The sequence below is a fragment of the Acidocella sp. KAb 2-4 genome, assembly GCF_020567705.1.
Taxonomy (GTDB): domain Bacteria; phylum Pseudomonadota; class Alphaproteobacteria; order Acetobacterales; family Acetobacteraceae; genus Acidocella.
In genome coordinates this window covers 61,265-82,903 of sequence record NZ_JAJDJU010000004.1, presented here as the reverse complement: position 1 = coordinate 82,903, position 21,639 = coordinate 61,265, and the positions used below count along the sequence as shown (strand labels likewise).

19 protein-coding genes and 1 tRNA gene are annotated in these 21,639 nt (G+C 66.9%); 17 read left to right on the top strand and 3 right to left on the bottom strand.

Annotation, left to right across the window (positions count from 1 at the left end; translation table 11 throughout):
- The first annotated feature begins 13 nt into the window (after positions 1–13).
- Entirely contained in the window at positions 14–484 is a 471-nt protein-coding gene (locus LI953_RS04580) for a host attachment protein (protein WP_227074851.1), read from the top strand.
- Between the two features lie 127 nt (positions 485–611).
- A complete protein-coding gene (locus LI953_RS04575; protein ID WP_227074850.1) occupies positions 612–1,697 on the top strand; it encodes an OmpA family protein in 1,086 nt (361 codons plus the stop codon).
- A gap of 111 nt (positions 1,698–1,808) precedes the next feature.
- On the opposite strand, the gene LI953_RS04570 is transcribed toward LI953_RS04575, so the two are convergent.
- Positions 1,809–1,884, bottom strand: a tRNA-His gene (locus tag LI953_RS04570).
- A 27-nt stretch (positions 1,885–1,911) separates the two neighbouring features.
- Positions 1,912–3,093 carry an aminotransferase gene (locus LI953_RS04565; protein WP_227074849.1) on the bottom strand — a complete coding sequence of 394 codons (1,182 nt, stop codon included), beginning with the start codon at positions 3,091–3,093 and terminating at the stop codon, positions 1,912–1,914.
- 270 nt (positions 3,094–3,363) lie between these two features.
- Here LI953_RS04565 and LI953_RS04560 point away from each other — a divergent pair, with 270 nt between their 5' ends.
- From LI953_RS04560 to pgmG, 15 genes are all read left to right on the top strand, one after another.
- Positions 3,364–3,702 carry a P-II family nitrogen regulator gene (locus LI953_RS04560; protein ID WP_227074848.1) on the top strand — a complete coding sequence of 113 codons (339 nt, stop codon included), beginning with the start codon at positions 3,364–3,366 and terminating at the stop codon, positions 3,700–3,702.
- Between the two features lie 130 nt (positions 3,703–3,832).
- The gene (glnA, locus tag LI953_RS04555) at positions 3,833–5,263 is read left to right on the top strand and encodes a type I glutamate--ammonia ligase (RefSeq protein ID WP_227074847.1); all 1,431 of its coding nucleotides are present in this window, start codon (positions 3,833–3,835) and stop codon (positions 5,261–5,263) included.
- A gap of 102 nt (positions 5,264–5,365) precedes the next feature.
- Positions 5,366–6,061 carry a hypothetical protein gene (locus LI953_RS04550; protein WP_227074846.1) on the top strand — a complete coding sequence of 232 codons (696 nt, stop codon included), beginning with the start codon at positions 5,366–5,368 and terminating at the stop codon, positions 6,059–6,061.
- On the top strand, positions 6,058–7,125 hold the full coding sequence (locus tag LI953_RS04545) for a GSCFA domain-containing protein (protein ID WP_227074845.1): 1,068 nt from the start codon (positions 6,058–6,060) through the stop codon (positions 7,123–7,125). Before LI953_RS04550 ends, LI953_RS04545 begins: the two co-directional genes overlap by 4 nt.
- A 124-nt stretch (positions 7,126–7,249) precedes the next feature.
- Positions 7,250–7,774, top strand: coding sequence for a ribosome maturation factor RimP (rimP, locus tag LI953_RS04540; protein WP_227074844.1), 525 nt, complete (start codon positions 7,250–7,252; stop codon positions 7,772–7,774).
- Between the two features lie 8 nt (positions 7,775–7,782).
- On the top strand, positions 7,783–9,300 hold the full coding sequence (gene nusA / locus LI953_RS04535) for a transcription termination factor NusA (protein WP_227074843.1): 1,518 nt from the start codon (positions 7,783–7,785) through the stop codon (positions 9,298–9,300).
- Positions 9,284–9,910: an RNA-binding protein gene (locus tag LI953_RS04530; RefSeq protein ID WP_227074842.1), complete on the top strand. Its 627-nt coding sequence runs from the start codon at positions 9,284–9,286 to the stop codon at positions 9,908–9,910. The genes nusA and LI953_RS04530 overlap by 17 nt, the downstream gene beginning before the upstream one ends.
- Positions 9,911–9,968: 58 nt before the next feature.
- Complete coding sequence (gene infB / locus LI953_RS04525) at positions 9,969–12,656, top strand: translation initiation factor IF-2 (RefSeq protein ID WP_227074841.1); 2,688 nt, start codon at positions 9,969–9,971, stop codon at positions 12,654–12,656.
- The gene (gene rbfA / locus LI953_RS04520) at positions 12,631–13,035 is read left to right on the top strand and encodes a 30S ribosome-binding factor RbfA (RefSeq protein ID WP_227074840.1); all 405 of its coding nucleotides are present in this window, start codon (positions 12,631–12,633) and stop codon (positions 13,033–13,035) included. The genes infB and rbfA overlap by 26 nt, the downstream gene beginning before the upstream one ends.
- Positions 13,036–13,047: 12 nt before the next feature.
- Positions 13,048–14,004: an L-threonylcarbamoyladenylate synthase gene (locus LI953_RS04515; RefSeq protein ID WP_227074839.1), complete on the top strand. Its 957-nt coding sequence runs from the start codon at positions 13,048–13,050 to the stop codon at positions 14,002–14,004.
- 43 nt (positions 14,005–14,047) lie between these two features.
- Positions 14,048–14,884, top strand: coding sequence for an alpha/beta fold hydrolase (locus LI953_RS04510; RefSeq protein ID WP_227074838.1), 837 nt, complete (start codon positions 14,048–14,050; stop codon positions 14,882–14,884).
- Positions 14,881–17,319, top strand: coding sequence for a hypothetical protein (locus tag LI953_RS04505; RefSeq protein ID WP_227074837.1), 2,439 nt, complete (start codon positions 14,881–14,883; stop codon positions 17,317–17,319). The genes LI953_RS04510 and LI953_RS04505 overlap by 4 nt, the downstream gene beginning before the upstream one ends.
- Positions 17,280–18,263, top strand: a complete 984-nt coding sequence (locus tag LI953_RS04500; protein ID WP_227074836.1) for a protein-L-isoaspartate O-methyltransferase — start codon at positions 17,280–17,282, stop codon at positions 18,261–18,263. The genes LI953_RS04505 and LI953_RS04500 overlap by 40 nt, the downstream gene beginning before the upstream one ends.
- Before the next feature lie 100 nt (positions 18,264–18,363).
- Positions 18,364–19,239 carry a UTP--glucose-1-phosphate uridylyltransferase GalU gene (galU, locus tag LI953_RS04495; RefSeq protein WP_227074835.1) on the top strand — a complete coding sequence of 292 codons (876 nt, stop codon included), beginning with the start codon at positions 18,364–18,366 and terminating at the stop codon, positions 19,237–19,239.
- A gap of 8 nt (positions 19,240–19,247) precedes the next feature.
- Positions 19,248–20,651 (top strand): phosphoglucomutase/phosphomannomutase PgmG, encoded by a 1,404-nt coding sequence (gene pgmG, locus LI953_RS04490; protein WP_227074834.1) that lies wholly within the window; start codon positions 19,248–19,250, stop codon positions 20,649–20,651.
- A 31-nt stretch (positions 20,652–20,682) separates the two neighbouring features.
- Here the strand turns inward: pgmG and LI953_RS04485 are convergent, their stop codons facing one another.
- Positions 20,683–21,615: a tartrate-resistant acid phosphatase type 5 family protein gene (locus LI953_RS04485; protein WP_227074833.1), complete on the bottom strand. Its 933-nt coding sequence runs from the start codon at positions 21,613–21,615 to the stop codon at positions 20,683–20,685.
- Between the last annotated feature and the right edge of the window lie 24 nt (positions 21,616–21,639).

Genomic DNA, 21,639 nt, shown 5'->3' with positions numbered 1-21,639 from the left:
GGAGGGATAAAAAATGTCCAAACCGAAGCGCTTCCTCGTCGCCATCGCCGATGGCGAGCACGCCCGCATTGTCCGCCCAGACGAGCATCACGTTTTGCACACCGAGCGCTGGATCGACTCGGCGGCGGCGCATAAGCAATCCTCCGACCTGCGCAGCGACCGCCCCGGCGCCTCGTTCCATAGCGATTCCACGGCGCATCACGGCATCACGCCGCGCCATGATCCCCAGAAACTGGAGGCCGGGCGGTTTGCCCAGCAGGTCGCTCATGAATTGAACGGGTTGCAGGCCGACCCCGGGTTTGATGTGCTGATCATCGCCGCGCCCGCGCATACGGTGCAGGCGATCCAGCAGGAGCTGGATACTGAAACCCAGGCCAAGCTCGCCGGCACGCTGCATAAGGATCTGGTGAAGACGCCGGATGGCGAGTTGTGGCCGCATCTGCAGGAGTTTCTGCCCGCGCCGCACCCACCGCGCCTGGCGTGAGCGGCGCGGCGGTGGCGGCGAAGCATATTTGCCACAGTGGAGACAAATATTCCGGCTGAGAGCCGAAAAATGCTGAAAATCTGGTCTGTTTGACGTAAAAAATCTTTGGATTTTAGGGAGGCCTACCATGAAGTTCCGTTACGCTCTTGCTGCGGCCAGCTGCCTCGTAATGCCACTTGCCGCCCATGCTCAGCCGGTTACCGGCCCGTTTGTCGATCTCGGCGCCGGCACCAGCATCCTCACCCCTACGAATGTTTCGGTAACCGGGGGCGCAGTCTCTGGCAAAATCCTTTGGCGCCCATCCTATGCCGGTGTGGCTGATGTCGGTTACGGCTTCGGCAATGGCCTGCGCGTGCAGTTGGGCATGGATTTCATCCGCAACACGGCGCATGAGGCCGACGTAGCGGGTGGGCATTACCGCGTCTCTGGCGGTGACAATACCTATGGCCCGATGGTCAACGTGGTCTATGACATCGACGCCGGCTGGCCGGTCTTCCCCTATGTCGGCGCTGGCGTCGGCTACCAATGGGCCAAGATCAGCCCGAATATCGGGGCGGCCGGCATCTCGGCCGGTGGCACGCGCGGCAGCTTTGCGTATGACCTGATCGCTGGTGTGTCCTATCCGCTGCCTTGGGTGCAGGGGTTGTCGCTCACCGCGGAATATCGCTTCATGCAGCTGACAGCGAGCCGGAACTACAGCATCTCCAGCGCCGCCGTGCCTGGACTGTTGGGACAGTCCCCGATTGGGGGTACGGTGAAGGTGGGCCAGCAGAGTTACAATACCTTCCTGCTCGGCCTGCGCTATCAGCTGTTCAACGCCCCTGCGGCGGCCCCGGCTCCGGCGCCCGCGCCGGCCCCGATGGCGGCTCCGGCCCCGGCTCCGGCCAAGACCTATCTCGTGTTCTTCGATTGGGATAAGTACAACCTGACCCCGCGCGCGACGCAGATCATCGCCCAGGCGGCGTCTGACTCCAAGACCCAGAACGTCACCACGCTGGATGTGTCCGGTTACACCGACACCTCGGGCACCCCGCAATATAATATGGGCCTGTCTGAGCGCCGTGCGAAGGCGGTGGCCGCGCAGCTGGTTACCGATGGCGTGCCGGCCTCGGAGATCGAGATCCACGCTTACGGCGAGACGCACCTGCTGGTGCCGACCGGCCCGAACGTGCGTGAGCCGCAGAACCGCCGCGTCGAGATCGTGCTGCACTAAGCCGCCACGCGATCGTCCAAAACACGAACCCCGGCCCAAAAGGCCGGGGTTTTTTCGTGGGGATGTGGCCAATAAAAAACCCGCCTCCAGGCGGGGCGGGTGGGTAACCCCTGGGGCGAACGACGGGGATCGAACCCGCGACAACCGGTACCACAAACCGGCGCTCTACCAACTGAGCTACGTCCGCCATCCAGGGTGGGGCCTCGTAACGCGCTCAGGGCGATGCCGTCAATGGTCTTGATGCCACCCAGCGCTCCAAACGTTGCAATGCGGCTTGCAAAACCTCGTCCTGCTTGCAGAACGCGAAGCGCGCGTAATGCCGGGGCGGGGCGTCGACGTAAAACGCAGAGACGGGAATCGCCGTCACCCCGGCCTGTTCGGTGATGGCGCGGCAGAAGGCCACATCGTCGCCCGCGAAGCCGAGGCTGGAGAAATCGGCGGTGATAAAATAGCTGCCATTGGCGGGCAGGGTGGCGAAGCCCAGGCGGCGCAGCCCGGTATCCAGCAGGTCGCGCTTGGCTTGCAGCGCCCCGGCCAACCCGGCGAAATACTCATCCGGCTTGCCCAGCCCGTAGGCGACGGCGCGCTGCAAATTCGGCGCGGTGGTGAAGGTGAGATTCTGGTGCGCCTTGGCGACCAGCGAAATCAGCGCCGCCGGGCCGGAGACATAGCCCACCTTCCAGCCGGTGAGCGAGAAGGTCTTGCCCGCGCTGCCGATGCGCAGGCAGCGCTCGGCCATGCCCGGCAGGGTCATCAGCGGCATATGCCGCGCGCCCGCGAACACCAGATGCTCATACACCTCGTCGCACACCGCATAGGCATCGTGCTGCCGGAGCAGCCCGGCGATGAAGTCCAGCTCCTCTTGCGTGAACACCTTGCCGGTCGGGTTCATCGGCGAGTTGAGCAGCAGCAGCTTGGTCTTCGGCCCGAAGGCCGCGGCCAGTTCGGCGCGCGGCAGCGCCCAGCCCGGCGGCTCCAGCCGCACCAGGCGCGGGATGGCGCCGAGCAGCTTCACCACCGGCAGGTAGGTGTCATAGAGCGGCTCGATCAGCACCACCTCGTCGCCGGGGTTGAGCAGCGCCATCAGGCAGGCGGTGATCGCCTCGGTCGCCCCAGAGGTGACGCACACGCCCGAATCCGGGTCGATGCTCAGCCCGTAAAAGCGGGCATTCGCCGCCGCCACGGCCTGGCGCAACTCGGGCGTGCCGGTGAGCGGCGGGTATTGGTTGCGCTGGTCGAGCAGCGCGGCCGCGGCGGCGCGGACCACGTCTTCCGGCCCCTCGGTGTCAGGGAAGCCCTGGCCCAGATTGATCGCGCCGTGCTGCATGGCGAGCGCGGACATCACGGTGAAGATGGTGGTGCCCGTCTGGGCGAGGAGGGTATTGGCGGGTTTCACGGGCGGGATCCTGATTTCGGCGGCGCAGACTATATTGCCTAACGCGGCGGCGGCAAACTTGCCTTGTTTTTAGGCAAATGCCGCCATTCACGGGGGCAGCGCGCCGGATCCACCTGCCCGTAAAATAACTTCCCCACGGATTTCCGCCCCTGATTGGCTTGGCACGCGGCGTGCTATAACAGAAACCGTCAGCCCGTTGGCTGGCGCGCACTCGCGCTGTCGCAGGAAACACAGAGGAGGACGCGGGCCTTGCGGCTCGGCGTGGACCAGATGAAGAAGATCGAAGCGATCATCAAGCCGTTCAAGCTCGACGAAGTGAAGGAAGCGCTGCACGAAGTCGGGCTGCAAGGCATTACCGTGGTCGAGGCCAAGGGGTTCGGGCGCCAGAAGGGGCATACCGAACTCTACCGCGGCGCCGAATACGTGGTGGATTTTCTGCCGAAGGTGAAGATCGAGGTCATCTGTGAGGATGGCGTGGTCGAGCGCGCGGTCGAGGCCATTATGAACGCCGCCCGCACGGGCCGGATCGGCGATGGCAAGATCTTCATCTCCCCGGTCGAGGAAGTAATCCGCATCCGCACGGGCGAGAAAGGCGAGGCGGCGGTCTGAACGGCCATTGTCGCCGGGGCCGCGCATGGCTAAACATGCGGGCGCTGCGCGTAGACGGGGCGGGGCTGACACCGGTCTTCCGCGGGTAGGCCGGTAACAAAATTTCTTTACACACGACGAAGGAAAACACATGGCTAAGAAGGCCGAGAGCGACGACGCCGTCGCGAAAGTTCTCAACCTGATCAAGGAGAACGGGGTCGAGTATGTCGACCTGCGGTTCACCGATCCGAAGGGCAAGTGGCAGCACACGGCGCAGCACGTCGCCACCATCGACGAGGATACGCTGAAGGACGGCTTCATGTTCGACGGCTCCTCGATCGCCGGCTGGAAGGCGATCAACGAGTCCGACATGATCCTGCAGCCCGACTTGGCGACGGCGGTGATGGACCCGTTCTCCGCCAAGCCGAGCCTGATCCTGTTCTGCGACATCATCGAGCCCGCTACCGGCCAGGGTTATGCCCGCGACCCGCGCTCCACCGCGAAGAAGGCCGAGGCCTATCTGAAGTCCACCGGCATCGGTGACACCGCGTTCATCGGCGCCGAGGCGGAGTTCTTCATCTTCGACTCCGTCAAGTTCGGCACCGGCGGCAATTTCGGCACCTACCAGCTCGACTCCATCGAGGGCCCTGGCTCTTCGCTGAAGGACTACCCCGAGGGCAATATGGGCCACCGTCCGGGCGTCAAGGGCGGCTATTTCCCAGTTCCGCCGGTGGATGCCGACTCCGACCTGCGCGCCGAGATGCTCTCCGCCATGGGTGAGATGGGGCTGCCGATCGAGAAGCATCACCACGAGGTGGCGCAGAGCCAGCACGAGCTGGGCACCCGCTTCAACTCGCTGACCAAGATGGCCGACGAGATGCAGATCTATAAGTACTGCGTCCACAACGTCGCGCACTCCTACGGCAAGACCGCGACCTTCATGCCGAAGCCGATCTATGGCGATAACGGCTCGGGCATGCACACGCACGCCTCGATCTGGAAGAACGGCAAGCCGCTCTTCGCCGGCAATGGCTATGCCGACCTGTCCGAGATGTGCCTGTACTTCATTGGTGGCGTGATCAAGCACGCGAAGGCGATCAACGCCTTCTCGAACCCCTCCACCAACTCCTACAAGCGCCTGATCCCGGGCTTCGAGGCGCCGGTGCTGCTGGCCTATTCCGCCCGCAACCGCTCGGCCTCCTGCCGCATTCCGTACACCACCAGCCCGAAGGCCAAGCGCGTCGAGGTCCGCTTCCCCGACCCGACTTGCAACCCCTATCTGTCCTTCTCGGCGCTGCTAATGGCCGGCCTCGACGGCATCAAGAACAAGATCCACCCGGGCGACCCGATGGACAAGGATCTGTACGAGCTGCCGCCGGAGGAGCTGAAGGGCATCCCGACCGTCTGCGGCTCGCTGCGCGAGGCGCTGCAGGCGCTGGAAGCCGACCACGAGTTCCTGCTGCAGGGCGATGTGTTCACCAAGGAGCAGATCGAGTCCTACATGGAGATCAAGTGGAAGGAAGTGTACCGCTTCGAGCACACGCCGCACCCGGTCGAGTTCGAGATGTACTACTCCGCCTAACCGGCGAAATTTCACGGAACGGGGGCCTTTTGGTCCCCGTTTTCGTTTGCGGGGAAGGCTGGCGGGGCCTGGCCCGTTCAAGCTGCCGCCCGGAAGACCGTCATGCCTCGTCTCCTCTGTGTCGGACACAGCCATATCACCGCGTTGCGCCTCGCCTGGGCGCAGCAGGGCGGTGGCGATGCGTGCGCGTTCCTGTGCGTCAACGAGCCGCAATATCAACCAGTGCTGCGGGAGGGGCGGCTGCATCCGGAGATCCAGGCGCGGCTTGGCGCGGCGGCGCTGCATGTGTCGCTATTCGTCGGCAATGACCATTCCATTATTGGCATGCTCAACCACCCGCGCCGGTTCGACTTCGTCTTACCCGAGGCGCCCGCGCTCTTTGTCGATGAGAGCGCGGAATTGCTGCCCGCCGGGCTGCTGCGCCGGGAGCTGGCGCGCCGGGTGGCCCCGCATCTGGAGGCGCTGGCGGCCTATCGCGCGGCGGTGCCGGGGCTGCTCGTGCATGTCGAGTCGCCGCCGCCCATCCCCTCCGCCGCCCATATCCAGGCGCATCCGGGCGTGTTCAAAGACCTCATCGCTGAGCGCGGCGTCTCCCCGGCGCTGCTGCGCTTCAAGCTCTGGCGGCTGCATTCCGGGCTGTACCGCGAGGCCTGCGCGGCGCTGGGCGTGGAATTCCTGCCCGTGCCGCCAGAGATGCAGGATGTCGAGGGCATGCTGGTGCCTCAGGCGTGGAACCCCGACCCCACCCATGGCAACGCGCTTTATGGGCAGCATGTGCTGGCGAGGCTGATGGCATGACGCATCCCTACAAATCCCTGCCCGACAGCGCCTTCTGGAGCCGTGACGTGGCCGGCGTCGCGCCCGAGGCGGTGAACCCGGCCATGGCCGCGCAAATCCGCATCGGGCCGGGCGACGCCGTGGCCACGGCGGGCAGCTGCTTCGCCCAGCATATTGGCGGCATGTTGCAGGCCATCGGCTTCCACCATCTCGTCACGGAACCGGCGCATCCGCTCTTCACCCCGGAGCAGGCGCGGGAGTATGGCTACGGGCTGTTCTCGGCGCGTTACGGCAATATCTACACCGCCCGCCAGCTTTTGCAGTTGCTGCGCCGGGCTTATGGCGAGTTTCATCCGGCCGAGGATTGCTGGGGTGAGGGGGGCACCTGGATCGACCCATTCCGCCCGCGCATCCAGCCTGGCGGCTTTGCCTCGCGGCGCGAGCTCGAGCTCGACCGCGCCCGCCACCTCGCCGCCGTGCGCCGGATGGTGGAGGAGCTGGATGTGTTGGTCTTCACCCTTGGCCTCACCGAGGCTTGGCTCAGCCGTGAGGATGGCGCGGTCTTCACGCTCTGCCCCGGGGTGGCGGGCGGCGCGTTCGATCCCTCACGCCACGTATTCCATAATTTCAGCGAGGCCGAGGTGGTGGCGGACATGACCGCCTGCATCGCCGCGCTACGCCAGCGCAACCCCAAGGCGCGGGTGATCCTCACCGTCTCGCCCGTGCCGCTGGCGGCCACGGCGCGGGCCGACATGCATGTGCTGGTGGCCAGCTTCCAGGCCAAATCAATGCTCGTCGCCGCGGCCGCGAAGCTGGCGCAAACGCTGCCATCGGTGGCTTATTTCCCAGCCTATGAGATCATCATGAGCCGGGCTTTTGACGCGGGCAGCTATTTTGGGCCGGACCGGCGCAGTGTCACCGGCGCCGGGGTGGCGCATGTAATGCGCGTTTTCGCCGCCGCCTTTGCCGGCCTTGACGCACCCCCGCCGCCCCCGGCCCCCGCCGCGCCCGATCAAGCCGGGATGTCTCAGATCGAAGCGCTGATGCAGGCGCATTGCGACGAGGCCGCGCTCGACCCTGGCTGATCCGCCGGTGTGAAAAAACTCCTTGCTGTTGCGGCCGTGACGGCGTAAACACCCTTTCAACAAAACCCGCTTTTTCGCAGGGTGGCCCTTAAACAGGCCGCCTTTTTTATTGGATTTTCGCCGCTTGTCAGAAAACCGTCCGATCCATACCGGCCTTGAGGGCCGTATTGCCGATATCATCGTGGAGCCGCTGGAGGCCCAGGGCTATGAGCTGGTGCGGGTGCAGGTGAAGGGCACGGAAACCCCGACCGTGCAGATCATGGCCGACCGTGCCGATGGCGCCGCCTTCACGCTCGAGGATTGCGAGACGGTGAGCCACCTGCTCTCCGCCGTGCTCGACGTGGAAGACCCGATCGACTCCGCCTGGACGCTGGAAGTCTCCTCCGCGGGCATCGACCGGCCGCTGACTCGGACTAAGGATTTCAACGGCTATGCGGGGTTTGATGCGCGGATCGAACTGAATTTTCCGGGCCCCGGCAACCGCAAGCGTTTCACCGGCAAACTGGCCGGCGCCGATGCCGAGACCGTGCGGCTGAAGCTGGACACCGGCGACGATGTGGAGCTTCGCCGCGCTGATATCCGCAAGGCCAAGCTTGTTCTCACGGACGAGTTGATCGCCTTCACCACCCAACCCAAAGTCACCAATTGAGGACCCTCATGGATACCGCAGTCAACCGCCCGGAATTGCTGGTCGTCGCCGATGCCGTGGCGCGTGAGAAGCAGATCGATCGCGAGGAAGTGCTGGAGGCGATGGAGCAGGCGATCCAGAAAGCCGGCCGCGCCAAATACGGGCACGAGAAGGATATCCGCGCCGTGATCGACCGTAAGACCGGCGATGTCCGCCTCTCGCGCTGGACCGAGATCGTGGAGACCGTGGAGAACGAGGAGACGCAGATTCCCGTCGCCATCGCCAAGAAATTCGCGCCGGAGAAGAATGTCGGCGATTATCTGGTGGACCCGCTGCCGCCGATCGATTTCGGCCGCATCGCCGCGCAGACCGCCAAGCAGGTGATCGTGCAGCGCGTGCGCGAATATGAGCGCGCCAAGCAGTATAATGAGTTCAAGGACCGCGTGGGCGAGATCATCAACGGCGTGGTCAAGCGCACCGAGTATGGCAACCTGATGGTTGATCTCGGCCGGGCCGAAGCGCTGCTGCGCCGCGACGAGTGCATCCCGCGCGAGAACCTGAAGAATGGCGACCGCGTGCGCGCCTATATCTATGACGTGCGCGAGGAGCCGCGCGGCCCGCAGATTTTCCTCTCGCGCACCCATCCTGGCTTCCTGGCCAAGCTGTTCGCGCAGGAAGTGCCGGAAATCTATGACGGCATCATTGAGATCAAGGCCGTGGCCCGCGACCCGGGTTCGCGCGCCAAGATGGCCGTGATCTCGCGCGATGGCGCGATCGACCCGGTCGGCGCCTGCGTTGGTATGCGCGGCTCGCGCGTGCAGGCGGTGGTGGCCGAGCTGCAGGGCGAGAAGATCGACATCATCCCCTGGTCGCCCAATGTCGCCACCTTCGTGGTCAACGCGCTGGCGCCGGCCGAGGTGTCCAAGGTGGTGATGGATGAGGAGGCCGGGCGCGTCGAGGTGGTGGTGCCCGACAATCAGCTCTCGCTCGCCATTGGCCGGCGCGGCCAAAATGTGCGCCTCGCCTCGCAGCTGACGCGCTGGGATATCGACATCCTGACCGAAGCCGAGGAGAGCGAGCGCCGCCAGGAGGAATTCCGCCGCAAGACCGGGCTGTTCGTCGAGGCGCTGGACGTGGACGACATGATCGCCGGGCTTTTGGTGCAGGAAGGCTTCGAGGCGATCGAGGATCTGGCCGCGACGCCGGAGGAGGAGGTCGCCTCTATCGAGGGCTTCGACGAGAACGTGGCGGCCGAGTTGCTGCGCCGCTCCAATGCCTTCCTCGAGCGCCAGGCCAATGAGCTGGAGGAGAAGCGCGTCGCCCTCGGTGTGACCGACGAGATCGCGGCGTTCGACGTGTTCTCCGCCAAGGATCTGATCGCGCTGGGTGAGAAGGGTGTGAAGACGCTGGACGATCTGGCCGATCTGGCCGGTGACGAACTGGTCGAGATCCTCGGCAAGGATGCGATGACCGAGGAGCAGGCCAACGAGGTCATCATGGCCGCCCGTGCGCATTGGTTCGAAGGAGAGGATGGCAACGCAGGCTGATCCCGACACGCTGGACCTGCCCGAGGCGGATGAGCGCGGCCCGCTGCGCCGCTGCCTCGTCACCCGCGAGCCGGTGCCGCGCGAGCAGGCGCTGCGCTTCGTGGTGGGGCCGGGCAACCGCTTGGTGTTCGACGCTTCCGCAACCCTGCCCGGACGAGGGCTGTGGTTGAGTGCGCGTGCGGATGTGCTAAACCAAGCGGTCCGGCGCGGTGTGTTCGCCCGCGCCGCACGGGCGCAGGTGGTGCTGGCGCCTGATTTGCCGGGCGAGGTGCGGGCGGTTCTCGCCCGCCGCGTGGCGGAGCTGCTGGGCCTGGCCCGGCGCGGCGGCGGCGCCATCTCCGGCTTCGAGAAAGCGCGGGAATGGTTGCAGTCCGGCAGGGCCGGGCTGGTGGTGCAGGCATCGGATGGCAGCCCGGAGGAACGGGCGCGCTTTCTGGGCGGGCGCGATGTGCCCGCGGTGGCGGTTCTCGATGCCGCCACGCTGGGAAAAGTCTTTGGCCGTGACCATATCGTGCATGTGGTCATCGCCCCCGGGCGGTTGGCCAGGATGATCGAAATCGAGGCGCGGCGCCTGCAGGGTGTTGCGGTGGAAGTCACAAGCGGGCAGTAGAGCCCAACAAGGCCGGTTGATTCCGGCCATGAAGAAGTTGAATTGGACCGGATTAGGCATGAGTGACGGCAACGACCAGAGTGAAACCAAGGGCAGGCTCTCGCTGCGGCCGGCAGCGCGCGGCGACGCGGGGCATACGGTTGATGCCGGCTCCGTGCGTCAGAGCTTCTCGCATGGCCGCTCCAAGGTCGTGCAGGTGGAAGTGCGCAAGAAGCGCGGCCCCGGCGCGGCTCCGGCTGGTGCTGCCCCGCAGGCCCCGAGCAGCGCGCCGGCCCCGGCGCTGTCGCTGAAGCCCGCGGCTGAGCGCCCGGCGGCTCCGGCCCCGGCGCGTCCGCGCCCCGCCACGGGCCCGGGCGGACGGACCCTGACCGCCGCCGAGCTGGCGACCCGCCAGCGCGTGCTGGCCGAAGCCGCGCAGCGCGAGGCCGAGCGCCGCGAGCAGGAGAAGATTTCGATCCTCTCCGCCGCCGAGGAGGCCCGCCGCAAGGCTGAAGAGGAAGCCCGGCTGAAGGCCGAGGAAGAAGCTCGGCAGCAAGCCGAGGAAGAGGCGCGCGCGAAGGCTGAGGAAGAAGCCAAGGCCCAGGCCGCGCAGGAAGCCGCGATGAAGCCCGCCGCGCCAGCGGCTGCGGCGCCCGCCGCCGCCAAGCCTGCTCCGGTGGCGGCGCGTCCGGCTGGCGCGCCCGTGCGCCCGGCCGCCCCGGCCGCGCGCGAGACACTGCAGCTTAAGCCCGGCGGCCGCACGGCTGAAGAGGAAGAGGAAGCGCCGCGCAATGTCCGCCGCCCCGTCACCCCCGCGCCCAAGCGTGGCGTGCCCGTGGCCCCGGCCAAGAAGATCGGTGATGGCAACCGCCGCAGCGGCCGCATCGACGTGCAGGCGGCGATCGAGGGCGAGGATGAGAAGACCCGTTCGCTCGCCTCGGTGCGCCGCCAGCGCGAGCGTGAGCGCCGTCAGGCCGAGTTGGAGCGCCTGCGCTCCGACGGCGTGAAGGTGGTGCGCGAGGTTGTGCTGCCCGAGACCATCACCGTCCAGGAGCTGGCCAACCGTATGGCCGCCCAGGGGCGCGACGTGGTGCGCGCGCTGATGAAGATGGGCGTGATGGCGACCATCACCCAGGCCATCGACGCCGACACGGCGGAGCTGATCGTCAACGAATTCGGCCACAAGGTCCGCCGCGTCTCCGACGCCGATGTCGAAATCGGCCTGGAGGGCGAGGAGGACACCGAGGCCGAGCTGCTGCCGCGCCCGCCGGTCGTCACCATCATGGGCCATGTCGACCATGGCAAGACCTCGCTGCTCGACGCGCTGCGCCACGCCAATGTGGCCTCGGGCGAGGCGGGCGGCATCACCCAGCATATCGGCGCCTATCAGGTGTCGCTGCCATCGGGCGACAAGGTCACCTTCCTCGACACGCCGGGCCATGAGGCGTTCACCGCCATGCGCGCCCGCGGCGCCGCCGCCACCGATATCGTGGTGCTGGTCGTCGCCGCCGATGACGGCGTGATGCCGCAGACCATCGAGGCGATCAAACACGCCAAGGCGGCGGAGGTGCCGATCATCGTGGCGATCAACAAGATCGACCGCCCCGGCGCCGACCCCAACCGTGTGCGCAACGAGCTGCTCCAGCACGAGATCGTGGTGGAGAGCATGGGCGGCGACACCATGGATGTGGAAGTCTCGGCGCTGAAGAAGCTCAACCTCGATAAGCTGCTGGAGGCGATCCTGCTGCAGGCCGAGGTGCTGGAGCTGCGCGCCAACCCCGACCGCGCCGCCGAAGGCGCGATCATCGAGAGCCGCCTCGACAAGGGGCGCGGCCCGGTGGCCACGGTGCTTGTGCAAAAGGGCACGCTGCATCAGGGCGAGATCGTGGTGGCGGGCGCCCAGTGGGGCCGCGTGCGCGCCATGCTGGACGACATGGGCCAGCCGGTGAAGGAAGCTGGGCCGTCGGTGCCGGTGGAGATCCTCGGCCTGTCCGGCGCGCCCACGGCGGGCGAACCCTTTGTGGTGGTGGATAACGAGCAGCGCGCCCGCGAGATCACCGAATACCGCCAGCAGAAGCTGCGCGAGCGGCAGGTGGCGGCGCAGACCGCGATGCGCGGCACCATGGAAGAGATGCTGGCCCGGATTCAGGCTGGCGCGCAGAAGGAAGTGGCGCTCGTCGTCAAGGCCGATGTGCAGGGCTCTGCCGAAGCCATCGGCGTGGTTGTCACCAAGGTCGGCAACGAGGAGGTGCGCGTACGCGTCATCTACTCCGGCGTTGGTCAGATCACCGAGAGCGATGTGCAGCTGGCCAAAGCCTCCGACGCGCTCATCGTCGCCTTCAACGTGCGTGCCAACGCGCAGGCGCGTGAGCTGGCAAGCCGCGAGGGCGTGGATATTCGCTACTACTCGATCATCTACGAAGTGGCGGACGACATCGAGAAGCTGGTCAAGGGCAAGCTGGCGCCGATCGTGCGCGAGAAGTTCCTGGGCTATGCCGAAATCCGCCAGGTGTTCAACATCACCAAGACCGGCAAGGTCGCGGGCTGTTATGTCACCGAGGGCGTGGTCAAGCGCGGCTGCGGCGTGCGCCTGCTGCGCGACAACGTGGTCATCCACCAGGGCGAGCTGTCGCAGCTCAAGCGCTTCAAGGACGATGTGAAGGAAGTGGCGCGCGGTTATGAGTGTGGCCTGTCCTTCGCGGGGTTCCAGGATCTGCGCGAGGGTGATGTGGTTGAGTGCTATGAAACAGAGATCATCCCGGCCTGAGGCCGGCCCGTCGCAGCGCCAGCTGCGGGTGGGTGAGGAGATCCGCCATATCCTCGCCGATGTGCTGCTGCGCACCGAGTTTCACGACCCGGTGCTGGCGCGCGAACACATCACGGTGTCGGAGGTGCGGATGTCTCCGGACCTGAAACACGCGCTCGTCTTCGCCTCGGTGCTGGGGCACAAGGATATCGCGCCGCTGTTGCCCGCGCTCAAGCGGGTGGCGCCTTATCTGCGCGCGCAGATCGCGCCGCGGATTGGGCTGCGGGTGACGCCGGATCTCAAATTCGTGGCCGATGAGGCGCTGGAGCAGGCCACCCGCATCAACGAGATCCTGCATTCGCCGGATGTGGCGCGCGATCTCGACGAGTCCAAGGATTAGGCCCGCGCGGGCATGACCGAGCGCCTGACACCCGACGAGATCGGCCGCGCCGTGGCGTTGCTGCGCGCGGGCGAACTTGTCGCCTTCGGCACCGAGACCGTGTACGGGCTGGGCGCCGATGCCTGCAACGGGCGGGCCGTGGCCGCGATTTATGCCGCCAAGGGCCGCCCCAGCTTCAACCCGCTGATCTGTCATTTCGCCGATGCCGCCACGGCCTTCCGCTATGTGCGCGCCAATGCGCTGGCCGAAAAACTGGCGGCCAAATTCTGGCCGGGACCGCTGACGCTGGTACTGCCGCGCGCGGCCGATTGCTTGGTCTCGCAACTCGCCGGGGCGGGGCTGCCCACGCTGGCGGTGCGCGTGCCGGCGCAGCCCGTGGCGCATCGCCTGCTGGCGGCGTTTGGCGGCCCGGTGGCGGCGCCTTCGGCCAATCGTTCGGGGCGGATCTCGCCCACCACCGCCGCGCATGTGCTGGCGGAGCTGGAGGGACGGATCGCCGCAGTGCTCGATTCGGGGCCATGTCCGGTCGGGGTGGAGTCGACGGTGCTCGACCTCTCCGGCGAGACGCCGGTGCTGCTGCGCCCCGGCGGGGTGACGCTGGAGGCGCTGCAAGCCGAGATCGGCCCCATCGCCCGCGCCAGTGGCGAGGTCGCCGCGCCCATCGCGCCGGGGATGCTGGCCTCGCATTACGCCCCGGGCTTGCCGGTGCGGCTCAACGCCGCGCGCCTGGAGCCTGGCGAGGCGCTGCTCGCCTTTGGGCCGCCATTGCCGGGCGCGGCGCTGTGCTTCCAGCTCTCCGCCACGCGCGATCTCACCGAGGCGGCCGCCCGGCTGTTCGAGGGGCTGCGCGCGCTGGATGCCGAGGCCCCCGCGCGGGGGCTGACGCGCATCGCCGTGCAGCCGGTTCCCGCCCAAGGGTTGGGGCTGGCGATCAACGACCGCCTGACCCGCGCCGCCGCCCCGCGCTGAAATTCATTTGACACGGCCGCGCCGCAAGGCCGCAAATGCGCTCATGCGGTCCTGGCTTCTCGCGCTGTGCTGGCTGTTTATCGCCGCCCCGGCCTCGGCGGCGGATTATTACTTCACGGCCTCCGATGGCGCGCGCCTGCACTACACCGAGAGCGGCCCGGCGGGCGCGCCCTTCCTGGTGTTCGTGCCGGGCTGGACCATGCCCGGCTGGATCTTCACGCCCCAGCTCAAGGCCTTCAGCAAATCCTACCGCGTGGTGCTGTTCGACCCGCGCGGCCAGGGCAGCTCCGAGGTGACGGAAACCGGCTATAACCAGGAGCGGCGCGGCGAGGATCTGGGTGAGTTGGTGGACCGCCTGCCGGGCAAGGTGGTGGTGATCGGCTGGTCGCTCGGCGTGCTGGATACGCTGGCCTGGATTCACCAGGGCGGCAGCGACAAGCTGGCCGGGCTGGTGCTGATCGATAATTCGGTGGGCGAGAACCCGCCGCCCAGCCCCGGCCCGGCCTCGCCGCCATTGCCGCGCAGCCGGGAGGCGCGGATGCGGGCCTTCGTCGCGGGCATGTTCCACAAGGCGCAGAGCTGCGCCTATCTCGACCGGCTCGCCCGCATTTGCCTGCGCGTGCCCCCGGCCCAGGCCGAGGAATTGCTGCGCTACCCCGTCCCGCGCAGTTATTGGAAAGATGCGGTCCTCTCCACCGATGTGCCGCTGCTCTATGCGGTGCGCCCGCATCTGCAAGGGCAGGCGGACAACCTGCTCATCGACCGGCCGAACACCTCTATTGCGATCTTCCCCAAAGCAGGCCATGCGCTGTTCGTCGACGACGCCAACCGGTTCGACGCGCTGCTGCAACAATTCCTGGATGACAAAGCCCGCTTATGAGATTTTTCTGGCCGCTGTTTCTGGTTTCCGCCGCCGCGGTCGGGGTGGAGACGGCGCTGACCCGCTACTTCGCCGTCGCCAACTGGTCCGATTACGGCTACTGGGTCATCTCCATCGTGATGGTTGGGTTCGCGCTCTCGGGCGCGGTGCTGGCGCTCGGGCATGGGGCTTTTCACCGTCATGCCCAGGCGCTTTTCGCCGTGCTGCCGGCGCTGCTCACGCTCAGCGCGGCGCTTGGCTATAGCGGCACCATCATCAACCCGTTCAACCCGCTGGCGCTGCAAAACCCCGACACCTACGCGCCGCAGCTCGGGTTGATCGCGCTGTATTACGCGGCGCTGCTGCCGTTTTTCTTCCTCACCGGGCTGTATATCTCGCTCTGCTTCGCCACCAATGCGCGGCGCATCGGCGCGGTTTACGCGGCGGATCTGTTCGGGGCCGGGCTGGGCTCAGTGCTGGTGCTCGGGCTGATGTATCTGGTCTCGCCCTTCGCGCTCATCCCCTGGCTGCTGCCGCTGCTGGCGCTGGCGGCGCTGGGGGCTGGGCAATACCGCAAGCGCGCCGGCGCGGCGGCGCTGGCGGCGCTGCTGGCGGGGGAGCTGCTGCTGGCTCTCGGCCCGCAGGCGGAAATCAGCCAATACAAACCAGTTTACGCGCCGCTGCACACACCCGGCGCGCGGGTGCTGGCCAGCGTCAACAGCCCGCGCGGCGCGTATCTGCTGCTCGATGATTTCACCGAGCGGGTGAACACCGACATCTCCAATGATTCCGGCATGATGGGCTATCCCAGCCCGCCGCGCAGCTATGGGCTGTATCGCGACGGCGCGCGCATCGCCTCGCTGCCCATGCCCGGCCCGGCGCAGACCGGCTACGCCCCCGGCGCGCTGGATGCGCTGCCCTACACGCTGCGCCCGCATCCGCGCACGCTGCTCATTGGCGCCTCGGGCGGTGAGCGCGTCACCGAGACGCTGGCGCTGGGCGCCGGGCCGCTCACCGCGCTGGAGCCGGACCCGGTGCTTTATCACGCGCTACGCCACGGTCTGGCCGGGTCGCCGCCCCTGGCGCTGGCGCCGGACGTGCGAATTTTTGATGACAATCCGCGCGTCTTCGCGGTCTCCGGCGCGGGCTATGATGTCATCGACATCTCGGCTGATTTCCTCGACGAGGCGCCGGCCAATGTCTATGCGTTCTCGGCCCAGGCCTTCGCCGCCGACCTCGGTGCGCTCTCACCCCAGGGCGTGCTCTCGGTCCCGGTCTCGATCCAGGATTTCCCGGCCTATGCGCTGCGCCTGCTGGCGACGATGCGCGAGGCGCTGCGGCTGCGTGGCGTGGCCGATCCGGGGGCGCATGTCATCCTCTACCGCTCGGCCTGGAATGCCCGGCTGCTGGTCAGCCCAGCCCCGTTTTCCGCCGCCGATATCGCCGCCGCCGCCAAATGGTGCGGCGACCGCTCCTTCGACATCTCCTATTACCAGGGCTTCGATGCGGTGGCGGCGCGCGCGAATCTCTATAACGACCTGCCTGCGGTCTCCTTCCAGACCGGCACCATGGCGGCGCAGGGCGATGACGACTCGCTGGCCGACGAAGCGCCGGGCATCCTCGCCGGGCAGGCCACGCCCTCGGCCCAGGCCTTCGATTTGCGGCCCGTGACCGATAACCGCCCGGCCTTTTACGCGATCCTGCGCCTGAACGATCTGCCGCTGCTGCTGGCCCGGCTGCAGATCCTGCCGCAAGCCGAGATCGGGGCGCTGGTGAACCTCGCCGTGCTGGCGCAGGCGGTGATCATCGCCGCGCTGGTGCTGCTGGTGCCCCTGGCCGCGCCGAGGCGCGAGCGGCTGGGCCATCCGGTGCTGCGCCCGGCGCTGTATTTCTCGGCGCTGGGGCTGGGCTTTCTGTTTATGGAACTCTTCGCCATCGAGCGCGCCTCGCTGGCGCTGGATGACCGCGCGATGGGTTTCTCGCTGGTGCTGGGGGCGATGCTGGTGGCCTCGGGCCTGGGCAGTTTCGTCTCGGGGCGAATCGGCGCGGCGGCGGGGGCGATGCGCCTCGCCTGGCTGGCGGTGGCGCTGTGGGCGGGGGCGATGCTCTGGCTCTCCGGCCCGCTGGCGCTGGCGGGCATGGGGCTGCCTTTCGGGCTGCGGGCGGCGGCGATCGTGGCGCTGATCGCGCCGCTCGGCTTCGCCATGGGGCTGCCCTTTCCGCTCGGGCTGCGGCAGTTGCGGGGGGAGTTCTTCCTGCCCTGGGCCTGGGGGCTGAATGGCGCCTTCTCGGTGGTCGCCACCCCTCTTGCCAATCTGCTGCTGCGGGCTGTAGGCCTGCACGCGGTGCTGGGCGGCGGTGTTCTGCTGTACACCATCGCCGCGCTCAGCTTCCCCGCGCTTGAAGGACAGTTTGCTTGGACTCCATTTCTGAAACGCTCGGCCGCCGTGGATTGATCGCCGGTCTGGCCGCTTGCGCCGCCGCGCCCGCCTTCGCCGATAACAGCGCCACTCCGGCCGCGCCCGCCATCGCCCCCGCGGCTCCGGCCCCGGCAAAGCCCGTGGCGGCCGCCGCGCCAGCTCTGCCCACACCCGCCACGCCAAATGGCAAGCCGTGGGACAAGGCCGCCTTTGAGGCCGCGATGGCCGCCTCGGGCCGCCCGGTGTCGCTCAACGACGACCAGTTCAACGCCATCCAGGCGCGCAAGCCCGCGGCGATGCAGCTGATTGAGAGCTATCTCGTGCAGCGTCTGGGCAAAGCCGACCCGCTGGTGCTCGCCGCCTTCAACGCCGTGCCGCGCGAATATTACCATTACAATTACGAGGAACACCGCACCACCTGCGGCGACGCCTATGACAATCCGCCCAAGCCCTGGGCGCTGGGGTACGGCTCGGCCCTGTCGGATTATCTCGGCCAAGCTTACATGACCCAGATCATCGCCCCCAAGCCGGGCGAGGTCTCGCTGGAGATCGGCACTGGTTCGGGTTACCAATCCTCGGTGCTGTCGCGCATCGTCAGCCACGCTTATTCCATCGAGATCATCCAGCCGCTGGGCGAGGCGGTGCATAAGATCTTTGCCCCGCTCGGCTATGACAACGTGACCAACAAGGTGGGCGACGGTTTTTACGGCTGGCCCGAGGTGCAGGGCGGGTTTGATGTCATCATCGTCACCTGCGCCGCGCAATATGCGCCGCCGGCCTTGTTCGCCCAGCTCAAGCCGGGCGGGCGGATGATCATCCCCATCGGCCAGCCTTTCAAGCAGGGGCAGGTTTTTTATGTCTACCACAAAGATGCCGCAGGGAAGATCCATTCCCGCCGCGATATGGGATGCTTCTTCATCCCGATGACCGGTGCGATGATGAAGATCCCGGCTGGTCAGGCGCAGGCCGTCCAGGCCTGAACCGCTCCCACGTTGCAACCCGTTTCCGGGCGCTCGCTGTCTTGCCGCCCTGTGCCGGTCATGGCACTCAAAGGCAAAAGCGCCCCACAAGGAGGAATTCTTGGTTAAACCATTGCGCAAGGCCGTACTCCCGGTCGCGGGTCTTGGCACCCGCTTCCTACCCGCCACCAAGGCGATGCCCAAGGAGATGCTGCCGGTCGTCGACAAGCCGCTGATCCAATACGCGGTGGACGAAGCTCGTGCCGCTGGCATCGACCAGTTCTGCATGGTCACCGGCCGCGGCAAGACGGCGCTGATCGACCATTTTGATATCGCCTTCGAGCTGGAAGCCACGCTGGCCGAACGCGGCAAGCGCGAGGCGCTGGAATTGCTGCGCGACGAGGCGATGCCCCCCGGCTCGATCTCCACCGTGCGCCAGCAGGTGCCGCTGGGCCTCGGCCATGCCATCTGGTGCGCCCGCACCTTCATTGGCGACGATCCGTTCGCCATCCTGCTGCCGGATGATCTCGTGCTGTCGCAGACACCCTGCACCGCGCAACTCGTGAAGGTGTATAACGAGACCGGCGGCAATGTCGTCGCGGTGTCCGAGGTGCCGCCCGAGCATACCAACCGCTATGGCATCCTGAAGGTCGGCGAGACCCATGGCGACCGCGTGGAAGTGACTGGGCTGGTGGAGAAGCCGGCGCCCGAGAAGGCGCCCTCCAACCTCTCCGTCATCGGCCGCTATGTGCTGCTGCCCGAGGTCGTCACCTATCTCAGCCGCATGGAGCGCGGTGCCGGCAACGAGGTGCAGCTCACCGACGCCATGGCTCAGATGATCGGCCACGCGCCGTTCCACGGGCTGAAATTCGAGGGCAAGCGTTTCGATTGCGGCGACAAGGTCGGGTTCCTGGAGGCGCAGATCGCCTTCTCCCTGGCCCGCCCCGATCTCGGCCCCGCCGTGCGCGAATTCCTCAAGAACTACGTCAACGCCTAAGGTCATCCATGAGCTTTTCGCATCAATTCCCCAAGAGCAGCCTGCGCGAATACGATATCCGCGGCATTGTCGGCGAGAGCCTGGGCGAGGCTGATGCCTTCGCCATCGGCCGCGTCTTCGGCTCGATCGTCGCCGATGCCGGTGGCCGCACCGTGGTGGTGGGGCGCGATGGGCGGCTTTCTTCGCCCACGCTGGCGGCGGCGCTGATCAAGGGGCTGATGGCCAGCGGCATGGCGGTGACGGATGTCGGCCAGGGGCCGACGCCGATGCTGTATTTCGCCTCCTTCGACGCCAAGGCCGATGGCGCGGTGATGGTCACCGGCAGCCACAACCCGCCCAATTATAACGGTTTCAAGATGATGCTGAAGAACAAGCCGTTCTTCGGCCAGGATATCCAGAGGCTTGGCGCCCGCGCCGCCGCCGGCCAGGTGGTGGAGCAGGCCCAGGGCAGCGTGGCGCAGAAGGATGTGGCGGAGGCCTATGTCGCCCGTCTGCTCAAGGATTGGGACGGCGCGCGCAAGCTGAAAGTGGTGTGGGATAACGGCAATGGCGCGGCGGGCGATGTGCTCGCCAAGCTGGTGGCGCAGCTCCCCGGCCAGCACAAGGTGCTGAACGGCAAGGTGGACGGCACCTTCCCCGCGCATCACCCGGACCCGACCGTGCCGAAGAATCTGGAACAGCTGATCGACGCCGTGAAGAAGGACGGCGCGGATGTCGGCGTCGCCTTCGACGGCGATGCCGACCGCATCGGCCTCGTGGATAATGAGGGGCATATCCTGTTCGGCGACCAGTTCCTGATCCTGATGGCGCGCGACGTGCTGCGCGACCATCCGGGCGCCACCATCATCGCGGATGTGAAGGCCAGCCAGGTGCTGTTCGACGAGATCGCCAAGGCCGGCGGCCAGCCGCTGATGTGGAAGACCGGGCATTCGCTGATCAAGTCCAAGATGGCCGAGCAGGGCTCGCCGCTCGCGGGCGAGATGTCGGGTCATATCTTCTATAACGACAAATGGTACGGGTTCGACGACGCGCTCTATGCCGCCGTGCGTATCCTGGGCGTGATCGCGCGCATGCCGGAGACATTGGGGGCGTTCCGCGCCTCGCTGCCCGCCGTGGTCAACACGCCGGAGCTGCGCTTCGACTGCGCAGAGGACCGCAAATTCGCTGTTGTGGCGGAAGTGGCCGAGCGCCTGAAGGCGGCGGGGGAGAAAGTCTCCGACACCGATGGCGTGCGCGTGAACACCGAGGATGGCTGGTGGCTGCTGCGCGCCTCCAACACCCAGGCGGTGCTGGTGGCGCGGGCGGAGAGCAACTCCGAGGCCGGGCTGTCGCGCTTGAAGGCGGCGCTGGCCAGCCAGCTCGCGGCCTCTGGTCTGGCGCCGGATTTCTCCGCGAGCAACGCGGGACACTGACAAGGAAAGGGGGGCTTACCGCCCCCCGCCCTTAGCCGCGCAGGATGGATTGCGAGAACAGCGCGGCGCCGTGCATGTCCACCAGGCTGTAATCAAAGCGCTGGCTGGAGAGCTTGGCGGCCATGAAGCCGTGGCTGCCGGAGGCGAAGCCGCCGCGGATCGCCGCGTCCGGGCGGTATGTCTGCGATCCCGCCCCGGTGACGACATAGGTGATGCCATCCATCTGCACTGATTGCAGCGTATGGTCGTGCCCGCAGATATAAACCGGCACGTTATGCTTCACCAGAATCGGGTGCAGCCGAGCGATCAGGTCCGGCTGGTCGTGGTCGTAGCCGTCCTGATCGGCGAGCGCGGTATAGACCGGGTGGTGGCCGATCACGATATTCCATTCGGCGGTGGAGGCGGCGAGCTTCGTATCCAGCCAGTCGAGCTGGGCTTGGCTGTCCTGCCCCTGCACCTGTACGTTGGAGCCGTAATATTTCTGGATGAAGGGCGACGTGTCCAGATAATAGAAGGCGGCCTTGGCACCGTCCGGCAGTGCCACCACCTCGGTGTAATAGCGCGCGGGCAGCCGCCAGCGCGGGCTGCGCTGGCTGTAATCGAGCTGCGCCTGCACGTTCCCGCGGTAATCATGGTTGCCCAGGATCACCTTCCACGGCGTTTGCAGCGATGGCGCGGTGTAGATCTGCTCGAATGAGCTTTGCCATTGCGGGTCGTCCAGCCCGGTGACGCCGTTCTCGTAGAAATTATCCCCGACCGAGACGGTGAACTGGCTGCCGATGGCGTCGGCGGTGCGGCCCATCTGCGCGGCCACGTCGTGCTGGTGGTCGTGCCCGTGGCGGCCCCAATCGCCGATCAGCACGAAGGGCAGGGCGGTTGCGGCCGCGTCGGCGGGCGGGCAGAGCGCCGCCCCGGCACCCAGGATGGCGGTGGTGGAGACGAAGGCGCGACGTGTCAGTTGCATGCAAGAACCTCAGCAAATAAGCGG